22 protein-coding genes are annotated in these 18,757 nt (G+C 34.4%); 7 read left to right on the forward strand and 15 right to left on the reverse strand.

Annotated features, from left to right (window positions below; all coding sequences use genetic code 11):
- Positions 1-40 precede the first annotated feature (40 nt).
- From gmk to N2Z72_05385, 4 genes are read right to left on the reverse strand one after another with little or no spacing between them, the layout of a single operon-like run.
- Complete coding sequence (gmk, locus tag N2Z72_05370) at positions 41-622, reverse strand: guanylate kinase (GenBank protein MCX7697108.1); 582 nt, start codon at positions 620-622, stop codon at positions 41-43.
- Positions 612-1,499 (reverse strand): YicC family protein, encoded by an 888-nt coding sequence (locus tag N2Z72_05375; GenBank protein MCX7697109.1) that lies wholly within the window; start codon positions 1,497-1,499, stop codon positions 612-614. The genes gmk and N2Z72_05375 overlap by 11 nt, the downstream gene beginning before the upstream one ends.
- Before the next feature lie 2 nt (positions 1,500-1,501).
- The gene (mutS, locus tag N2Z72_05380) at positions 1,502-4,114 is read right to left on the reverse strand and encodes a DNA mismatch repair protein MutS (GenBank protein MCX7697110.1); all 2,613 of its coding nucleotides are present in this window, start codon (positions 4,112-4,114) and stop codon (positions 1,502-1,504) included.
- A gap of 17 nt (positions 4,115-4,131) precedes the next feature.
- Positions 4,132-4,629, reverse strand: a complete 498-nt coding sequence (locus N2Z72_05385) for a hypothetical protein (GenBank protein MCX7697111.1) — start codon at positions 4,627-4,629, stop codon at positions 4,132-4,134.
- 101 nt (positions 4,630-4,730) lie between these two features.
- Here N2Z72_05385 and N2Z72_05390 point away from each other — a divergent pair, with 101 nt between their 5' ends.
- The 3 genes from N2Z72_05390 to N2Z72_05400 are packed head-to-tail and all read left to right on the forward strand — an operon-like array spanning position 4,731 to position 6,915.
- Complete coding sequence (locus tag N2Z72_05390; GenBank protein ID MCX7697112.1) at positions 4,731-5,282, forward strand: hypothetical protein; 552 nt, start codon at positions 4,731-4,733, stop codon at positions 5,280-5,282.
- Positions 5,282-5,692: an SPOR domain-containing protein gene (locus N2Z72_05395; GenBank protein MCX7697113.1), complete on the forward strand. Its 411-nt coding sequence runs from the start codon at positions 5,282-5,284 to the stop codon at positions 5,690-5,692. Before N2Z72_05390 ends, N2Z72_05395 begins: the two co-directional genes overlap by 1 nt.
- Positions 5,693-5,706: 14 nt before the next feature.
- Complete coding sequence (locus N2Z72_05400) at positions 5,707-6,915, forward strand: S-adenosylmethionine:tRNA ribosyltransferase-isomerase (GenBank protein ID MCX7697114.1); 1,209 nt, start codon at positions 5,707-5,709, stop codon at positions 6,913-6,915.
- Here the strand turns inward: N2Z72_05400 and N2Z72_05405 are convergent.
- The 11 genes from N2Z72_05405 to N2Z72_05455 all read right to left on the reverse strand — a co-directional run bounded on the left by N2Z72_05405 (position 6,904) and on the right by N2Z72_05455 (position 15,979).
- Positions 6,904-7,671 carry a UDP-2,3-diacylglucosamine diphosphatase gene (locus N2Z72_05405; protein ID MCX7697115.1) on the reverse strand — a complete coding sequence of 256 codons (768 nt, stop codon included), beginning with the start codon at positions 7,669-7,671 and terminating at the stop codon, positions 6,904-6,906. The two genes, N2Z72_05400 and N2Z72_05405, sit on opposite strands and share 12 nt — an antisense overlap.
- Positions 7,668-8,885, reverse strand: a complete 1,218-nt coding sequence (locus tag N2Z72_05410; protein MCX7697116.1) for a TlpA family protein disulfide reductase — start codon at positions 8,883-8,885, stop codon at positions 7,668-7,670. Before N2Z72_05410 ends, N2Z72_05405 begins: the two co-directional genes overlap by 4 nt.
- Complete coding sequence (locus N2Z72_05415; GenBank protein MCX7697117.1) at positions 8,882-9,361, reverse strand: cytidine deaminase; 480 nt, start codon at positions 9,359-9,361, stop codon at positions 8,882-8,884. The genes N2Z72_05410 and N2Z72_05415 overlap by 4 nt, the downstream gene beginning before the upstream one ends.
- Positions 9,345-10,637 carry an O-antigen ligase family protein gene (locus N2Z72_05420; GenBank protein MCX7697118.1) on the reverse strand — a complete coding sequence of 431 codons (1,293 nt, stop codon included), beginning with the start codon at positions 10,635-10,637 and terminating at the stop codon, positions 9,345-9,347. Before N2Z72_05420 ends, N2Z72_05415 begins: the two co-directional genes overlap by 17 nt.
- Before the next feature lie 203 nt (positions 10,638-10,840).
- Positions 10,841-12,499, reverse strand: a complete 1,659-nt coding sequence (locus tag N2Z72_05425; protein MCX7697119.1) for a S41 family peptidase — start codon at positions 12,497-12,499, stop codon at positions 10,841-10,843.
- Positions 12,480-12,755: a membrane protein insertion efficiency factor YidD gene (gene yidD / locus N2Z72_05430; protein MCX7697120.1), complete on the reverse strand. Its 276-nt coding sequence runs from the start codon at positions 12,753-12,755 to the stop codon at positions 12,480-12,482. The genes N2Z72_05425 and yidD overlap by 20 nt, the downstream gene beginning before the upstream one ends.
- Entirely contained in the window at positions 12,736-13,134 is a 399-nt protein-coding gene (locus N2Z72_05435) for a ribonuclease P protein component (protein MCX7697121.1), read from the reverse strand. Before N2Z72_05435 ends, yidD begins: the two co-directional genes overlap by 20 nt.
- A complete protein-coding gene (locus N2Z72_05440) occupies positions 13,131-13,901 on the reverse strand; it encodes a uroporphyrinogen-III synthase (GenBank protein ID MCX7697122.1) in 771 nt (256 codons plus the stop codon). Before N2Z72_05440 ends, N2Z72_05435 begins: the two co-directional genes overlap by 4 nt.
- 11 nt (positions 13,902-13,912) lie before the next feature.
- Positions 13,913-14,635 (reverse strand): DUF4271 domain-containing protein, encoded by a 723-nt coding sequence (locus tag N2Z72_05445; protein ID MCX7697123.1) that lies wholly within the window; start codon positions 14,633-14,635, stop codon positions 13,913-13,915.
- A gap of 52 nt (positions 14,636-14,687) precedes the next feature.
- Positions 14,688-15,257 (reverse strand): hypothetical protein, encoded by a 570-nt coding sequence (locus tag N2Z72_05450; protein MCX7697124.1) that lies wholly within the window; start codon positions 15,255-15,257, stop codon positions 14,688-14,690.
- A 2-nt stretch (positions 15,258-15,259) separates the two neighbouring features.
- Positions 15,260-15,979: a Crp/Fnr family transcriptional regulator gene (locus tag N2Z72_05455; GenBank protein MCX7697125.1), complete on the reverse strand. Its 720-nt coding sequence runs from the start codon at positions 15,977-15,979 to the stop codon at positions 15,260-15,262.
- An 86-nt stretch (positions 15,980-16,065) separates the two neighbouring features.
- Between N2Z72_05455 and N2Z72_05460 the strand changes: the two genes are divergently transcribed.
- The 4 genes from N2Z72_05460 to N2Z72_05475 are packed head-to-tail and all read left to right on the forward strand — an operon-like array spanning position 16,066 to position 18,756.
- Positions 16,066-17,301: an NAD(P)/FAD-dependent oxidoreductase gene (locus N2Z72_05460; protein MCX7697126.1), complete on the forward strand. Its 1,236-nt coding sequence runs from the start codon at positions 16,066-16,068 to the stop codon at positions 17,299-17,301.
- Between the two features lie 11 nt (positions 17,302-17,312).
- Positions 17,313-17,930: a DUF1641 domain-containing protein gene (locus N2Z72_05465; GenBank protein ID MCX7697127.1), complete on the forward strand. Its 618-nt coding sequence runs from the start codon at positions 17,313-17,315 to the stop codon at positions 17,928-17,930.
- A gap of 4 nt (positions 17,931-17,934) precedes the next feature.
- The gene (locus N2Z72_05470) at positions 17,935-18,246 is read left to right on the forward strand and encodes a TusE/DsrC/DsvC family sulfur relay protein (protein MCX7697128.1); all 312 of its coding nucleotides are present in this window, start codon (positions 17,935-17,937) and stop codon (positions 18,244-18,246) included.
- Positions 18,247-18,258: 12 nt separating this feature from the next.
- The gene (locus N2Z72_05475) at positions 18,259-18,756 is read left to right on the forward strand and encodes a DsrE/DsrF/DrsH-like family protein (protein MCX7697129.1); all 498 of its coding nucleotides are present in this window, start codon (positions 18,259-18,261) and stop codon (positions 18,754-18,756) included.
- Position 18,757 lies beyond the last annotated feature (1 nt).

An 18,757-nucleotide genomic window follows, 5' to 3' on the forward strand; every position in this document is an offset into this window, starting at 1 on the left:
ATACCAGCCGCCTGCTTGGCGGCTTTTTTATTTGCGTAAATTACGATAAGAGAAAATTTTTCACTTCTATAATGGTTTTTGCAATGGCGTTCTCAAGGTCATCATTAACTATAATCACATCAAATTGAGGCTCAAAAGATAATTCATACAAAGCCTTAGCAATTCTAGTCTCTAAAGTCTGTTCGGTTTCTGTGTGCCTATTTATGAGTCGCTGACGTAAAACTTCTAAACTAGGAGGTTTAATAAAAATACTTAGAGATCGATTCCCAAAAAATCTTTTGAGTGAAACAGCACCTTTTACATCTACGTCGAAAAGGATAATTTTTCTCTCCCTCCAAAGTCGGTCCACTTCGCTCTTTAAAGTTCCATAAAATTGACCAGGATAAACCTCTTCCCACTCGACGAATTCGTCGTTGATGATTTTATCTTTAAACTCTTCTACGGTTAAAAAATAATAATCCACTCCATGTTTTTCACAACTACGTGGAGGCCTTGTGGTAGCAGAGACAGAAAAAGCAAAAGGAAAATTTAATCGTTTCATAAGTTCATGCACGATGGTTGTTTTTCCACCGCCACTGGGCGCTGAAAAAATAATTACCTTTTGATCATCATTAGAGGACATTACTTAACTGCTCTTTAATTTTTTCTAATGCTGTTTTCATTTCGACTACCAATTGCTGAATTTCGAACATATTGCTTTTGTTTCCTAGGGTGTTAATTTCCCTCCCCATTTCCTGAACTATAAAAGTTAATTTTTTCCCTTTCAGTAGATTCTTCTCATCCATCGTAACATCTTTAAAATAATCTAAGTGATGTTTTAGTCTTTTCAACTCTTCATTGATATCTAATTTATCAGCGTAATAAATAAGTTGTTCTTCTAATCGCCTTTCATCAAATTCCAAGTCGTTTTGTTTTTTCCACATCCTGAGTTCATCCAAAAGCTTTTTCTTATATATTTCAAGGCGTTTGTCGCTCAAAGAAAGAATAGAGAAGTAGTTTTCTTCGATAAAATGAAGTTGTTGTAATATGTCATTTTCCAATGATTTACCTTCTTCGAGACGATATTGCATAAGTTCATTACAAATGTCCTTTAACTCATTCATAAAAGTTAGGAAATCTTCTTCGGGTATTTCATCTTCCGATAATCTGAATACATCGGGAAGGCTCAGTAAAATCTGCATCCAATCACGCTGAGGGTTTTTAATTTGAAGTTGGTCTTCCAGCTCTAACAATTGTTGATAATACCAAGACGCAATTTCAAAATTAAAGACATGAGCTGTCGCAGTAATATTCTCTAACCTGACATGTAGATCTATTTTCCCCAATTGCAAAATATCAGCTAAAATTTTTCTCACTTCTGCTTCTCGTGCTCGAAAAACAAAAGGTAATTTCAAATTGATATCTAACACTTTTGAGTTAAGGGAACGTAATTGCACGCTAAAAGCAAAATGAGGGGTTATCACTTGCCTTCTGGCAAAGCCAGTCATGGAATATATCATATTTATTTTTTTTGATTTACTTGTTTTCTAGACAATTTTTGCTGGAAGAAATACAACTTTTGTAAGGCTTCAATTGGGGTAATCTGGTTGATATCTAGTCCTTCTATTTCTTGACGTAGTTCTTCAAGCAAGGGATCATCGAGTTGGAAAATACTAAGCTGAACTGGCATCGTAATTTGCCCTGGAGTAATATCTGCTTCGGCTCGAATTTTTTCAAATTGGTGAAGTAATTCTTCAGCTCTTTTTACAATTTTCTCAGGTATGCCAGCCATGCGTGCGACATGAATGCCAAAGCTATGTTCACTTCCTCCTGGAATCACTTTATGTAAAAAAACTATATGATCATGCATTTCTTTAACTTGTACATGATAATTCTTTATTCGTGGAAATCGATTTGCTAGTTCATTCAATTCATGATAATGGGTAGCAAAAAGAACTTTGGGCCTGTAAATGGGATGATTATGAAAATATTCTGTAATTGCCCAGGCTATGGATATTCCATCGTACGTTGCTGTTCCGCGACCTATCTCATCAAGGATGATCAGACTTCTACTAGTGAAATTATGCAAAATACGAGAAGTTTCAAGCATTTCGACAAGAAACGTACTTTGTCCGACTGATATGTTATCCGATGCACCGATACGAGAAAAAATCTTGTCCACCAACCCGATTCTGGCAAAACGAGCTGGCACGAATGAGCCACATTGAGCAAGAAGAACAATCAATGCAGTTTGACGAAGGTATGCAGATTTGCCAGACATGTTTGGGCCCGTGAGAATAATAATTTGTTGTTTATCGTTATCTAAATATACATCATTTTCTACATACTTCTCACCAGCTGGTAAGACAGTTTCAATGACAGGATGTCTTCCTCCTTCGATGTGGATAATCATGTCTTCCTGAATAGAAGGTCGAACATATCTATGCTCTATAGCTACTTTTGCCAGTGAAAGAAAAACATCTAGTTGGGCCAAAAAAATGGCAACATCTTGCAACGAAGGAATATATTCTTGCAGTTTTTTTAAAAATTGGAAATATAATTCTTGTTCGATTTGCAATATTTTTTCTTCTGCACCAAGAATTCGAGCTTCATATTCTTGTAATTCTGGAGTAACATAACGTTCAGCATGAGTCAGAGTTTGTTTTCTTATCCAATGCTGAGGGACTTTATGGCGATGTGTATGAGTAACTTCAAAATAATAACCAAATACGTTGTTAAAACCTAACTTCAGTGATGAAATTCCTGTTTTGTGTATTTCTTCAGCAAGAAGTTTTTCCAGAAAATTTTTGCTATCATGAAAAAGCAAACGAAGTTCGTCAAGTTCTTGATTAATTCCTTGGCGAATGATTCCCCCTTTTTGTATTTGAACAGAGGGATCGTCCACAATGAAAGAATTGATTAAATCATGAACATTGTTTAGATTAAATTGTGAAGGAAGAAAATTTTTGCATGGGTCTTCCTTATGTAAAAAATTGTAAATTTCTTCTGCAACTTTAATGGAATGCTTCAATTGAATAAGTTCACGCGGAGATACCTTTAAAACAGCTAAACGTCCAACAAATCGTTCAATATCAATTATTTCTTTTAATTTTTGCTGCAAAAAAACTATTTTCTCTGAATATCGAACGAAAAAATCAACCGTTAAAAGGCGCTCATCTATTTTTTGCTTAGAAAAAAGGGGTGTGGTTAGCCACTTTCTTAGTAAACGACTACCTGCCGGAGTAACCGTTTTATTCATCACATCATACAAAGCTCTACCTTGTTCGTGCAATGGGTTAAGTATCTCCAAATTTTTCAATGTAAAATTGTCTATCCAAACGTAATCTTGATCATGTAAAAGAGAAATACTTCGAACATGAGATAATTCTTCTGTTCGGGTTTGTTGAATGTAATACAAGCATGTTCCTGCCGCAATTTTTGCCTTCATCAATTTATCCAATCCGAAAGATGACAAAGAAACTACTTTGAATTGTTTCAACAAAGTGTCTTCAGCAAATTGTTCAGTGAAAATCCAATCTTCCAAAATAAAAACATTAAAGGACCCAAATACCATAAAAAATTTTTCACGCCAAGAACGAGGAATCAGTACTTCACTTGGTTGAAAATTATGCAACCATCTTGCAACTTGCTCAATGCTTCCTTCAGCAGCAAAAAATTCACCAGTAGATACATCAATAAAAGCAACACCAGCCGTTTGATGCTGAACAAATATCGAAGCAAGATAATTGTTTCTTGTATTGTCTAACACATTTTCATGAAATGTAACTCCAGGTGTTACAACTTCCGTAACACCTCGTTTTACAAGCTTTTTAGCAAACTTGGGGTCTTCCAATTGTTCGCATATGGCAACTCGTTGACCTGCTCTAACCAATTTGGGTAAATAAACATCTAGTGCATGGTAGGGAAAGCCGGCCAGTTCCACATCAGCAGCTGCCCCATTACTTCGCTTAGTTAGCGTAATATTCAAAATTGATGAGGTTATCACAGCATCCTCACCAAATGTTTCGTAAAAATCACCTACACGAAACAATAAAATGGTACCAGGATACTTAGCCTTAAGCTCCTGATATTGACGCATAAGTGGCGTCGGAGCAAGACCCTCTTCCTTTTTCATCTTATGCTATTATCCCCTTATTTTACCACCAGGGTAATATCGTATTTTTCAGCAAATTTCTTCTGTGCTTCAAGAAACTTTTCGTTGATTCTTTGTTCTTTTTCCTGAACCAAATGTGCTATAGAATCCCACTTTTTTTTGTTGTCCCAATAAGTTTTTTCAGTCGTCATTTTTAAAATATCTATTAGTCGTGCATATTCATTTTTTGCACACCGGTAATTGGTATCAATAAAATCCATGAATGCTTTCCGTAAAATGTCTTCATCATCAAAAGGCTGCATGTTTATATATTTTGCTTTCATTTCTTCCAGTAAACGAACATGCTCGACGTATCTTTTTTCGATTTGTTGATAATTCGTATCCTGAAAAACATCTACCAGTTTATTGATGGACTCTATTATTAACCTCTGATCTGCCACCACTGCATTGTTAAATTTCACCGCATCTTCGCGCGTTCTCGAACAATTATAAATACATATTAAACAACTCAACAGCAGAAAAAATTTTTTCATCATATTCTCTTTTTTTTACAAAATTAGACAATATATTAATTGATTAAGCTTTTTTATTCATGGTTATTTTTTATTTTATTAAATTTGCAAACAAAATCATTTTTATGAAAATATCTCGTTTAATGTTAATTGGTATGCTGGTTTTTTTAATGACCAGTTGTTTGACAGTGGAATATAAAAAATATGTGTTTGAATTTACCGGTAAGAATTCTGGGAAATTAACGATCACGTATTACAATATTCACAGTCAAAAAGACGATACTGTAGATGTATCAAGTCAGGATTTTGAAGAACTTATCAATGACTATCTTACTGGAAACAAAATTGAAAGCTATTTTCCTTTAGCAACTAATTTTCAGAAAAGACTTTTTGTGGAAAACAATCAATTATGTGGTGAAATTACAATGGAATTTAATTCCCTCGAAGCTGTGCGACTGATGCAACTTGGGAAAAAAGGTCCTATCGTGATGGATTTGAGCAAAACTATCGATGGGGAAACCTTTGAATCTACTAATGGAACCTATGGTAATTCCGATTACATGAACATTGTATATTGGCCTGCCAACGCTAAAAGGTTGGAGGTAGTCACGTCTGTCACTAAATATAACCCTGAAAAATGCGTACTTCTTACTGCACATTATTATAAGTGGAAATAATGACAAGAATAAATCCGCTACTTATTTTCTTCTTTTTTTCGCTTAACATATGTGCTCAGGTTAAGTATGAAACCAGTGAAATTGACAAATGGGTAAGTGAGTATTCTCGCTTTTTCAGTAATATCAAAGGATATCCTGGTTATCGTGTTCAGATTTTTTTCGAAAGTGGTAATTATTCTAAAACAAAAGCACTTGGTGTGAAAGCTAAATTTATATCTCTTTATCCAGACATTCCAGTCTACGTCATTTACCAGGAACCTTATTTTCGTGTACGAGTGGGTAACTTTAGAAGCAAACTGGAGGCTTATGCTTTCAGGGAGAAAATAAAGAAGGATTTTCCAGAAGCTTATGTAATCAAAGATCGGGTCGATATGCCTATGGTATATCGACCCGCAGATATGATCAAATAACTATCATTCCATCTATGCAAAGACCTAATATTTCCATTGAGGAATATGATTATTATTTACCAGAAGAAAATATAGCACAATATCCTGTTGCGGAAAGAGATCTTTCAAATTTACTTGTGGCCATTGATGAAAACTTTGTAATTGAAAAATTTCGTTTAATACATCATCATCTACCCTCGGATGCTGTCCTGATTTATAACGACACTAAAGTTATCCCTGCTAGACTTTTTTTTCAAAAAAGCACTGGTGCCCGAATCGAGATTCTTCTTCTTAACCCCATTGATCCGCCAGATTACCAGACCAATTTTCAAACTTGTAAGGAAGTAATATGGGAAGTTCTCATCGGTAATGCTTCAAAATGGAAAGATGAAGTGCTTAGTACTGAATGGCTAACTAATGGGACGAAGTATTCACTTCGTGCAGAAAAAATTGATAAAAATAAGGTAAGATTAAGTTGGTCTCCATCTTCTCTTTGCTTTAGTGAAATTTTAGAGATGATAGCTTTAGTTCCACTTCCTCCTTACATACAGCGACCTGTTGAAAAAAAAGATAAAGAAACCTATCAAACCATTTATGCTCATCATCCTGGATCTGTTGCTGCTCCAACGGCTGGACTACATTTTACACCTCAACTTCTCGAAACCATACAAACTCAAAAAAATATTCAACTGGTACCCATCACTTTGCATGTTGGCATAGGTACGTTCAAACCTCTAAAAACAGATATTCACTCGCACGAGATGCACAAAGAATTGATCAACATACCTCCGACAAGTTTAAAGTTATTACTAGAACACAGCAATAAACCATGGATTGTCGTTGGAACCACTTCTCTTCGAGCCCTTGAAAGTCTTTATTTTTATTTACTAAGCATTCTTCTTGGTCAACCTATCCAAACCATCCCACAATGGATTGGATGGGAAATACCTGAGAGTCGATGGATTTCGAGAACTACTCTTCTTGAACAACTACCTAAACTTAATCTATTAGATAGAGATATTCAATTTGATACTCAACTGATGATTCTCCCTGGAAAGCCCATTCAAATGGCAGACTATTTAATTACCAATTTTCACCAACCTCGAAGCACGCTGCTTCTTCTTGTTGATGCTTTTAGTTCGATCTCATGGAAAAAAATCTACGCCTTTGCTCTCGAAAACAAATTACGATTCCTTAGTTATGGTGACGCTTGTCTTCTGAAAAATAAAAATTCACCATTTTAAAATTTGAATTTCACCATCATATCTGACGTAAGTTCTCTCAAAATCCCAAAATCCCAAGTTAATATAGCGAGAATCGTCAATCATTAAATCAAAAAAACGATGACGATGACCAAAAATGTATATGTTTGCTCTTCGTTGGGAATTTGTTAACCTGATGTATTCAATAATGTACTCCTTTTCCTTAAGTTGATTGAGTGAATTTTTGTATTTTTCATTAGCATAACGACTTTGCTTGGAAAACATGTACGCCATTGGAAATGAAATAGAAGAAGGTAAACATGAAAAAAGAAATCGAACAAAAGGTGAACGGATAAAAAATTTTAAAATTTTGTATCCATAATCTCCAGGACCCAACCCATCACCATGTCCTACTTCTAAGACTAAATTTCCATGTATTAAACGAACGGGTAAATCCCATATGTGGGCATTAAATTCCTTAACAAAATAATCACGTGTCCACATGTCATGATTACCCTTGAAAAAATGTATTTCTACTCCCGCATCTGCCAAATCTCCAAGTTTGCCGAAAAAACGGGTATAACCTCGTGGAACCAGATGTTTATACTCGAACCAGAAATCAAAAATATCTCCTAATAAAAAAAGATATTGTGCATCGGTTTTAATTTGGGTCAAAAAATTTGACAATATTTTTTCCTTTTCTTGCTGTTTATCAGAAAATAAGTGAGTATCAGCAATAAAATAGCATGCCTTATTTTCATTCAGGTTGAGCTCATAAATTGGAAATGATCTTTTCATTCTTTTTTAGTTGAAGATACAGCACTATCTCGCTTTTCAGGAAAAAGAAAAAATATTTTATACAACGTCGGACCAATTTCATTGAGCAAATGCGCTTTGGTAACAATATTTCCTTGGGGATCTATGAGATAATAGAGAGGAATTTTCTTTACAGCATATAATTTTGCTATAGGTGAATCAACGTGTTTGAAGTCACATAGTTGTATCCAACTGAGTTTTTCAGATTCAATTACCTTTTCCCACATGTTACGGTCATAATCAAAAGAAACCGAAATAAACACCAATCCCCTTGGGGCATATGTGGTATGATAAAACTTCAGTGCCCGTAATTCTTTAGCAGATGTTGGTGACCAGGTAGCCCAAAAATGCAATAAAATATATTTGCCCTTGAACTGATTTAAGGAATAAGTGTTTTCGTTCTTATCCAGCATTTGAAAATTTGGAGCTGGATTTCCTGGACTTAATCGCTTCTTTATTTCTTCTTCTTCCTGTTTTGCTAGCTTTGCTTTTTTTACGCGCATAGCTAGATGATGAACATGTTCATTTTGTGGATACAGACCTGAAAGAACATTTACCAAGGAATCCATCAACGGCAAGTATGTTTCCACATCTAACACAGGAGTAGGCCCAAAATACTGATACGCTATAAACAACGTTCCGAGATTACTCATATTATCTCGAACAAGATTAGCCGCATAGTTTTTATGGGAAGTATAAATATATTTTGAGATGGAATCTAGAGAATCACGTATATGCATCTTCCGAGGATCGTACTTATGATTTTCCCAATACACAGCCAGACTATCAAGTTTTGCATAATGGTCTCGTGCTTTTAAAAGATATTGATAGATAAGTTCGCTTTCAGGAGATCCTTCAACAGTGTAAGAATCTTTAAATTGTCGAATGTTCCCTGTCAGATAAAGATGATCACCAGGTTTTGCAATAACGGTAAAAAATTGCTTTTCATCAAGATAGACTTTCAAGAAATAAGGTTGATCTATTTTTTTTCTTAATCGGAAACTTCCTTTTTCATCCAAAATGACCGAGTCCCATTTTTCAGTTCGATCGACGTGAATAATGTCAAAATAAACTACATGTGCTCGCGAATGAATAAAACGTCCTTCAATGATGACTTCATTTTTTGAGGGAACACCTTGATCTCTACATGAAAAAAGAATAAAGAATCCCAAAACAAACGCCCAATATATTCTCATGATTGTAACATAAAATTTAAAGGGAGTAATAAAGACACTGATGGTATACGATAACCAATTTCTTGCTCCATATTCCACAACAATATCCAGTATGGTTGATGCTGAAGCATTTCGTATTCGATCATTACTTGCCTGCAAGCACCACATGGTGAAACAGGCATTTTCTGAACATATTTACGACTTTGAGCAACCACAGAAATTCCTATTATTTTTGCTTCAGGGAACTGAGATTTGGCATAGAAAATTGCCACTCGTTCTGCACATAAACCACTTGGAAACGCCATGTTTTCCTGATTATTTCCTGTTATAACTTGCCCATTATCAAGCAAAACTGCCGCTCCCACATAGAATTCTGAATATGGCGCATATGCTTTTAAAGACGCTTCTTTGGCTTTAATAATAAGTAAACTTTCCTCTGATGTTATATCTGAATTGTTGACCACTTCATACTCGAAAGAATTAATTTCCTTCTTCATACTCGTATCTTTCCATTTTTTGTGTGATGTAAAAACTAGTAAAAATGCTAAACAGGGAAACGCCCACCTGGGTTTCTAGTGTGTCCTCATACATCATAGATAGAATCATAAGTGAAGCAAAGATAATAAAAAGAACATTTTTTTCCTTGAAAGCAAGGAATACAAGTAAAAAAACCAACAAAACAAGAAACAAAATCCCGAGAATACCCAATTGTATTCCAATGGTTATAAACTGCTGGTGAGGCCGTAAGATCTTACCATCTGCATAAACAATTTGATTCGATCGTTTCAACTCAATGAAGATCTGTTGAATATCACCAGTTCCCACTCCGAACATCCAATTCTCTTTGAATACTTTCCATCCTAGCTGCCATAAATGCAAGCGTTGAGGTATGGAATGTCCAACATATTGGCGACTACCTATATATGCATACCATTCCCAAAAAAAAGTATAAAATTTTTTTTGCATAAGATTCATTTCTACAAGACGATAATTGGTCAACCCTTTTTCGATATTATTCACGTCCGAAACAGAAAGTTTCCAAACACCATCATTGTTAGCTGAATAGCCTCGTGATGCCAAATATCGAAGTAAAATATGAAAAATCGAATCCCTATCATTTTCAATTTTTTTAGTACTTCGCATATTCCATGCATGTATAACCTCCGAAATATTCACATTCTGATAAATTGAATTTCCATTTTCACGAGGTTCTGTTCTTTCGAAAAAACCCACTTCGGGAAAACACGTATTCTTTACCCAAATAGCCTCGCGACCAAAATATACTAAACCCAACACCATTACAGTTAATAACGAAATAACATATTTCCTTTTCAACTGCCCAAGGTAATATACTATAAAAACCACGAGAACAAAGAAAAAACTCAAATAACCAGTAAATGAATTAAGATATATGAGATACAAAAAAGTTACCCCACTTAGGATGACGAATCCAATGAGAAATTTCCACCCCTGAAAATTGTTTATCATATAGAAAAGAGCAATGCTAAAGCCAATTCCAATCATGAGACTCAGCCTGATGTGACTCAGGATTAGTACATCATGTAATGGTTTCTGATAAAACAAACTTTCAAGAATTGAAAAAAACATGTAAGAATATAAAACTATGCTGAAAAAGTAAAGAAAACTATATTTTACCGTTTTGAGCCATTGACGATAAGAACAAAAAATGACTGGCATGATGATTAAAGGGAGTTTAATTCTTAAATCTTTCCACGCATAAGTAAAATCTTTCGTCCATAATAGTCCCACCATATGATAAAGAAATAAACTTACCAGAATCCAAAAAAAAGGATGTCTTAAACTATTTAATAAAGATTCTCGAAATTTTTTTTGAAATAATATTGCTACTATCAGAACTATTTGCGAAATGGACAATAATGACTTACTGTATACCAACCCTACAAGGAGTAGAGCAAAATTAACCCGTAAAAAAACCTCATCGAAATTTTTTAAACTCATGGTTTCTGCAAGATCTTCTTGTATTGAGCCTCATTGGTTAGTATTTCGATAGCTTCCTTGATTTCTTTATCGTCAGATAAATCATATTGGATGCGACCTTTCTGAAAATAATACCTTGAAATTATTTCAACTTCAAGAAGTCGTTTGATTTCATTTTTAAACAAAATCAGGTCTCTGTTCTTATCGTGTGACACTTTTTGTCTGATCAATTCAAATTCAGAAGATACCAGTTGAAAGTATTTTTCATCCTCAAGTGTTTGCTTTAATTCTAGCAGTTTTTTTTCTGTTCGGGTAGTATAATCAAAATCCTTGTCTTGAAGGTAGTTGATAAATTTTTGGTATTCTTCATCTGAGAGGGAAAAATTTTCGATCATGGGTTTTTGGGGGTGTTCATACACATAAAGAGTTGCATAATTGAAAATATGGTTTTTTGACAGTAAAGCTACCGAGATATTGCTTAAAGAATCATAAGGGATAGAAATATCGGGCAATATTCCTCCTGCATCTTTAACAGGTCGACCGTTTTTTGTGTAAAAGGTGCGTTGTACACTATCGGGAAGTTTTATGGGAGAACCTTTTTCCTTATGTGAATAGTCTATGGCCTGTATACATCTACCACTAGGAATATAATACTTAGCTATTGTAACTTTCAAGCTAGTATTATAAACGAGAGGGATGATGTTTTGAACAAGGCCTTTTCCAAAAGATTTCTGACCAATGATAACACCCCTATCTAGGTCTTGTATGCTACCTGCAACGATTTCACTAGCTGAAGCGCTATTGCCATCTATTAAAACAACAAGACGGAGGTTTTTATCTACAGGATGATTGAGCGTTTTATAGGTTTTATTGGCTTCCTGGATCTTTCCTCGTGTCTGGACAATAATGATTCCTTTGTCGACAAATAAGTTGACTAAGTTTACTGCTTCATGCAACAATCCACCTGTATTTCCTCTCAGATCAAGGATTAAACCTTTCATTTCTGGATTTTCTGTTCGTAGTTTTTCTAAAGAAGTTCTTACATTTTGCGAAGCTCCTTGAGTAAAAGTTGTTAATTTAATATATCCAACTTCTGGATGAACCATGCAGCTATAAGGCACATTGTTTATCTTGATTTCTTTTCGGATGATGGTATATTTTTCTTCTTTTAGAGTTATGGGGTGTCGTACGAGAACTTGTACTTCGCTTCCAGGAGCACCCTTGAGCATCTCACTTACTTCTGAAATGTTTTTTCCAGCCACAGTTTTCCCATTGATTTCGAGAATAATATCACCTGCTCTAAGACCTGCCTCAAAAGCAGGGAAACCCTCATACGGCTCCGAGATGACAATTTGATTATCGATTTTTTGAATCAATGCTCCAATTCCTCCATACTGACCAGTGGTCATGAAGCGATAATCTTCTATTTCACTTTCAGAAATAAACACCGTATATGGATCAAGTGATTCAAGCATTTTATCTATAGCTATCTTGATCAGCTCACCAGGAATAAGTTCATCTACGTAATTTTGGTTAAGTTCTTTATAAAGGGTTATGAAAATATCAAGATTCTTAGTAATTTCAAAATCTTTATCATTTACGGACGATGTTAAGAGAAATCCACTTACAAAAAACAATAAAATTACTTTTGTCCACTTATTTTTGAAGAGTATCATTGCTTTGATTTTTTTGCTTTCTTTTAAAAACTTTATCGGGGACTGGATCATATCCTCCCTTGTTCCAAGGATTACATCTTAATATTCTCCACACTGACAAATATAATCCAAGGAATGGTCCATGTTTTTCCAAAGCCTCTACAGCATAATGAGAACAGGTAGGTAAGAAACGACAACTATTAGGTAAAATTGGCGAAAGAAAAATCTGGTACAAACGTATCAAAAAAACCAATGGCTTACTTAGCAATTTCTTCATACAAAGAAACTAAACGTTCAAGAGACTTAATTATTGCTCCTTCAATTACGTGATAACTGACAGCATAAGAAAGAGTATAGTGAATGTTGACATATAGCAAAAAATTTCTAGTTTGTAGGTTTTTTAAAACAGTGGGAATATTTTTTCTCCATGCTTCTCTTATTCTTCTCTTAATCAAATTTCTTGTTGTTGCAAGAGGAATTCTTTTTTTTGAAAGTGATATGAGAAGCCTATAAGACCCCATTGGAGCTGGCTCTATTAAAAAACGCACTAAGAAAGGATTTTCAAAAAAATGATTGGAATTAACGAACAATGACTGAGCCTTTATCTTACTGATTCGTCGATATTGCTTAGGGAAAGGGAATTTCGATGTTGTCACTTATCTTTTCTCTTTTTATTTAAAGTAGTAAGGTAATTTTCAAGAGCCAATATCATACTTGAAAATCTTTCATTAGGAATAATCTCTGCTACTACCAGGTTTTTGTTCCTTGCTTCTTCAGCAGTTGCTGAACCATGAACTAAAATTATTTGATCATCTTGTTTATAATCAGGAAAGCTATGGAAAAGACTATTAACACCATGAGGACTAAATAAACACATGATTTGAAAATCCTTAATGGGAAATGACGTCAAGTCTTCATATTGATTTTGATAGATGATGATTTTTCTATAGTTCAAGTTATGGTTTTTAAAAAGTGTTGTAGAAAAATCGTAAGAACTATCGCTGGTAGGAATAAGATAAAGAAGTTGCTGATTTTCCTCTTTTTTGAAAATCGGAATAAGATCGTTTAAAGAGGAATTTCCCCAGAAAATTTTTCTTTTACGAAAGGGGATGTATTTCTGTAAATATACTGCTATTTTTTCACTAGAACAGAAGTACTTTGTATCATCTCTGATTTCCAGTCTTAAGTCTCGTAGAAGTTGAAAATAATAATCAATTACATTCTTACTTGTAAAAACCAATGCATTAAAATCTGCTAGATTACATTTATTTTTTTGACGGAATTCTAATGAATTCAAAGGAACTACGCGGAAGAATTTTTTAAATACCACTTCCACATTATATTTGGATGCTATATCAACGTATGGGTTTTTTTCACTTTCTGCTGGAGGGGGCTGAGTTATTAAAATTTTTTTTACCTTCATCAGTTCGGCATTTAAATTACCCCTATCAATTTATACATCACTGAAAGGGGCAATATTTCTACGGTGCAAAAATACAAAAAAAACATTAACTGCCCGTATTTTTTCTCCTGCATCCCTAATTTAAAAGAGTAATACCAACGCAACAATATTAAAAAAACTATCAAAAACAATAAGATAAAACGCATGTAATGAGTCAATATACCTACAAAAGCAAGAGGAAATATCGTTGCAAAAAGGGTTCCCATCCAAAGTAAAAACTCTATATCATATTTCAAATATTTTATACTCATATCCACATTCTCCATTAAAAACCCAATTCCACCAATAAAGAGCCATCTGATGATAAAATACGCACCAATGCTCAAAAACGCTTGAGAAAACAAAAGAAAGTCATTTGCAGAAAGTTCAAAATTTGTAAAAATGAAAAAAAACAGAGATAAAACAAACATAGCATTCAGAACCGAAAAAAACTGAAACAACGAAAATCTCAAATCTGTAAGAGAACAATAATTTTTAAGAAATTTACTGAGTGATAAAGCTCCAGGGGGCAAATACAACATGATAAGTATCGAAACAAAAGCAGGTAGAAATATTATGTCATTTAAAAAAATCATCTGTTCACTAAATGCATTTGCAGATGAATGAGAAATGAAAGAAACCGATTGAAAAAGTGAATTGTTAGTACAACTATCAACCCGAATAAAATCAATATTCCAATTGTAAAAAGAAAACAAATGTTGATCCTTATCAAGGTTTAACAACGTATCGGGACTGAAAAAGAAAAAATTATTTTGGTAAATACTTTGAAAGTTGTTCGCGTACATAATTAAACAACATTAGTGGAGTAAAAGTCCTCCATTCTAGTTCGATGAATTCATTCAAAACAAAAAGAAAATAATCAAGGTGAATTTTTTTCATCTCCATTAATACATGTGGCCGAAAACCAATAGCTACAATCCATCCATCTTCAATATCTTCTTTCCATTCCTGATAATAAGAATCATCAGAGTAGTGAAAATTTAATACATTTTCCCCTATGAGAATAAAGTATTTAATACAGTTGGAGATAAAAACATCAATGACGTTTCGTTTAAGTAGCATAATATCGTTGTAAAGGCAATCATTCCACTCCCCTAGCAATTCCATAATAATGACATGATGGGTGTAGTCAGCATAAAGAACTTTAACATATAAAGTTTGAGAACCGAAGTCGTCCCAATAAGGGTGTATGTAGTAATTGTAAATGGTATGCCTTAGACTAAATTCTTCATAGTGAATTCCATAAAAAGGACTTAATACATCAATTTCACTTTGATAATATTTTCTCCATGCATAAAAGGGTTCAATGCTATACATAATTAACCGTGTTCGGCAATTAACCTCAGTTTGTCTGGGTCAACAATTTCAATTTCTTTTCCACTGATTTTAATAATATTTTCGTTCTTAAACTCACTTAAAATTCGTATTACATTTTCCGTGGTCATTCCGATTAATTCAGCTATTTCTCGTCGAGATATAGGTACCTCAAAAGCTCTTGACTGATAAATTTTTTCACTAAACTCAAGCAAAATTAAAGCTATACGACCTCTAAGATTACGACTATTAAAAGTTAAAAATCTTTCAATCAAAACGTCGGACGTTTTATTTACTTTTCTCAAAAAAGCAAGAGTGAAATCCGGATACGTTATCAGTAACTGTTGTATTTCTTCCATGGGGAAAATGCAAACTTCGCATTCCTCTATAGCTGTCATAGAATAATTATAGGTGTTCCTATGAAAAATGGACAAAAGACTTATATAATCGTGTGGACGTGCCAAAATCAAAATATAATTTTTCTGATTGTCCAATAGCTTCGAAAGCTTGATGAGCCCTTTTTTCAAATAAAAAAAATACTCAATGGGATCATTTTCACTGATAATGATTTCTCCTTTTTGAAAAACTTTCTCCTGTTTCAGGCGACACATTCTATCATTTACCTCTGGAGGTAAATTGGAAATTACTATACTTCGTAGAATGCATTCATCACATTTACATTTATCGTTATTTAAATGTATCTCTTGAGGTTGAAATTTTTCCATAGAATATGATTTTTGTCATTTTTAAAATCTTGCTTTCACAGCTTTTAAATTGTACGTTTGCAAAAATAAAAAGATAAAAAGAATTTATGAAGAGAATATTAATTTTGGGAGCCGGTACAGGTGGGACAATGATGGCAAACAAACTTCGTCGTGCCTTGGATAAAAATGAATGGGATATTACCATCGTAGACAAAAATAAATCCCACTATTATCAACCTGGTTTTCTGTTTATACCTTTTGGTATCTATAAAAAAGAAGATGTGGTCAAACCAAAAGCAGATTTTATTCCTCCTGGTGTCAACTTGATTTTCGAAGAAACTGAATTAATTAAACCAGAACAAAATCAGGTTATTTTAAAAGATGGAACGGTACTTCGATATGATTTTCTTATCATTGCAACAGGGACTCAGATACGACCTGACCAAACTCAAGGATTAATTGGACCACTTTGGCATAGAGAAATTTTCGATTTTTATACCATCGAAGGAGCTTTAGGTTTACACAAGTTTCTTTCTTCCTGGCAGGGGGGAAATTTAGTGATGGCTATTGCAGATGTTCCCTTTAAGTGTCCAGTAGCCCCTCTTGAATTTGTCTTTCTGGCCGATGAATATTTTACCAAAAAAGGTATCCGAAATCGCGTCAATATTACCTTAGTGACACCTATGCCGGGTGCTTTCACAAAGCCACGAGCTCAACGGATGCTTTCTGGTTTGATGGAAGAAAAAAACATTCATATCGTGCCTGATTTTTACATTGAAACCATCGATCATGACAAAAAAGTCATTCAAAGTTATAGTAACCAAGAAATACCCTTCGATGCTCTTGCTATTGTTCCAGTAAACATGGGAGATGAAGTTATAGCTAGAAGTGGTATGGGCGACGATTTAAATTACGTACCCACAAATAAATACACCCTACAATCTATTAAATACTCAAACGTTTTTGTCCTTGGTGATGCAGCTGATCTTCCTACCAGTAAAGCAGGATCGGTAGTACACTTTTCTGGTGAAATTCTTTATGAAAACATCTTAAGTGCAATTGAAGACAGACCTCTTATGGCAAAATTTGACGGACACGCTAATTGCTACATTGAAACCGGATTCGGAAAAGGTTCCCTTATCGACTTCAATTATGAAACAGAACCCCTACCTGGCACTTTTCCCCTCCCTGGCATTGGTCCATTCGGACTTCTCAAAAACACCCGTTTTAACCACTATGGCAAAATACTTTTCCGCTGGATGTATTGGCACATTATCATCAAAGGTCACGAAATGCCCATCGAGCCTCTTATGACTATGGCTGGGAAATGCAAAACCTGTTAAAACACCTTGGTATGGAAAAAATCATCATAAATTCCGATATCAACACCCTAAATGAAAAACTTGATAAAATCCTTGACTATTTACAAGAACAAAAACAAAGACGTCAGTTTTGGGAAGACTTATTTGAAGATGGGTATAGGGTTGGAAATGAAATCTTTAAAGCAAGTGTTGAAGAACTAGACAAACACAATCTTGAAATTGATCCAGAGGAAGTAAAGCTATTGTTTTTACGGTTCCTGAAAAACATTCAAACCTTTAATGAAATGTTGGAAACACTTCGTTCTTTAAATGATTTGAGAAAAGACCTTGGAACGGTTATCAATGAAGTAATTAAAGATCTGACTTACAAATTAGCCGAACTTGAAGAAAAAGGTGTTTTTGCACGGCTTCAAAATATACTTTCTTATTTTCAAGAACCACAAATGTTGGAAGCCATAGAAAGGTTCACCTTTGCTTTATCCAGAGCAAAATTCCCCGAAGAAAATACCAAATTATCTCTTTTCAAGCTTATAAGAGAAATGAACTCAAAAGAAACCAAAGCAGGTCTGTTTTATATGCTTAGTATCCTTAAACTTCTTTCTAAAACACCTGCAACGTATTCCCTTGAAAATAACCATGTAAATAAATAAAAATATGGCAACCAAAATGTTAGGCGGAAAAAATATCGAGGTAACCGAAGAAGGGTATTTAATCAATCCAGATGATTGGTCAAAAGAAGTAGCTATTGATATTGCTAAGGAAGAAGGTCTTGAACTTACAGAAACACATTTTAAGATTTTAGATTACTTGCGATCAAAATTTAAAGCAGGAGAAACACTGACTATTCGTGCTATCAACAAAAGTGGAATAGTTGACGTAAAAACTTTTTATCAGCTTTTTCCAGGTGCACCCTTAAGACTTTCCATGAAAATCGCAGGACTTCCTAAACCAACCAGTTGTGTATAAAAATTCATAACCATGAAAGACAAAACAAGGAAAATCAGTATTATTTGTGCCAAAGGCAATTTGGAGGATGTCTACGCCGCTCTTGTACTGGCTAATGGAGCAGTGATGGAAGGTATTGAAACCAGAATGTTTTTTACCTTTTTTGGGCTCGATGCTATTACAAAAAAAGGCAAACGTTACAAACGCTTGCATACAGCAACTGTAGGTAATCCAGCTTTAAGGCTTCCCAATGGTTGGCGAATGCCTACTTGGCTCGGCATGATACCTGGTATGGAGGCTTTTGTTTCTTGGATGATGAAGAAAAAAATGGCCAAATTGGATATCCCTGATGTCGAAGAATTCCTCGACTTAATCACTGCTGGGGGAGGTGAAATTTATGCTTGTAAACTTGCAATGGAAATGTTTGGATTATCTAAAGATGACCTCCTGCCCCAGGTAAAAGATGTTCTGACTGTAGGAGACTTTTATGCCAAATCAGAAGGTGAACAAAGCCAGATTATTTTCACTTAAT

The sequence above is a fragment of the Bacteroidales bacterium genome (assembly GCA_026418905.1).
In the GTDB taxonomy this organism is placed as follows: domain Bacteria; phylum Bacteroidota; class Bacteroidia; order Bacteroidales; family DTU049; genus JAOAAK01.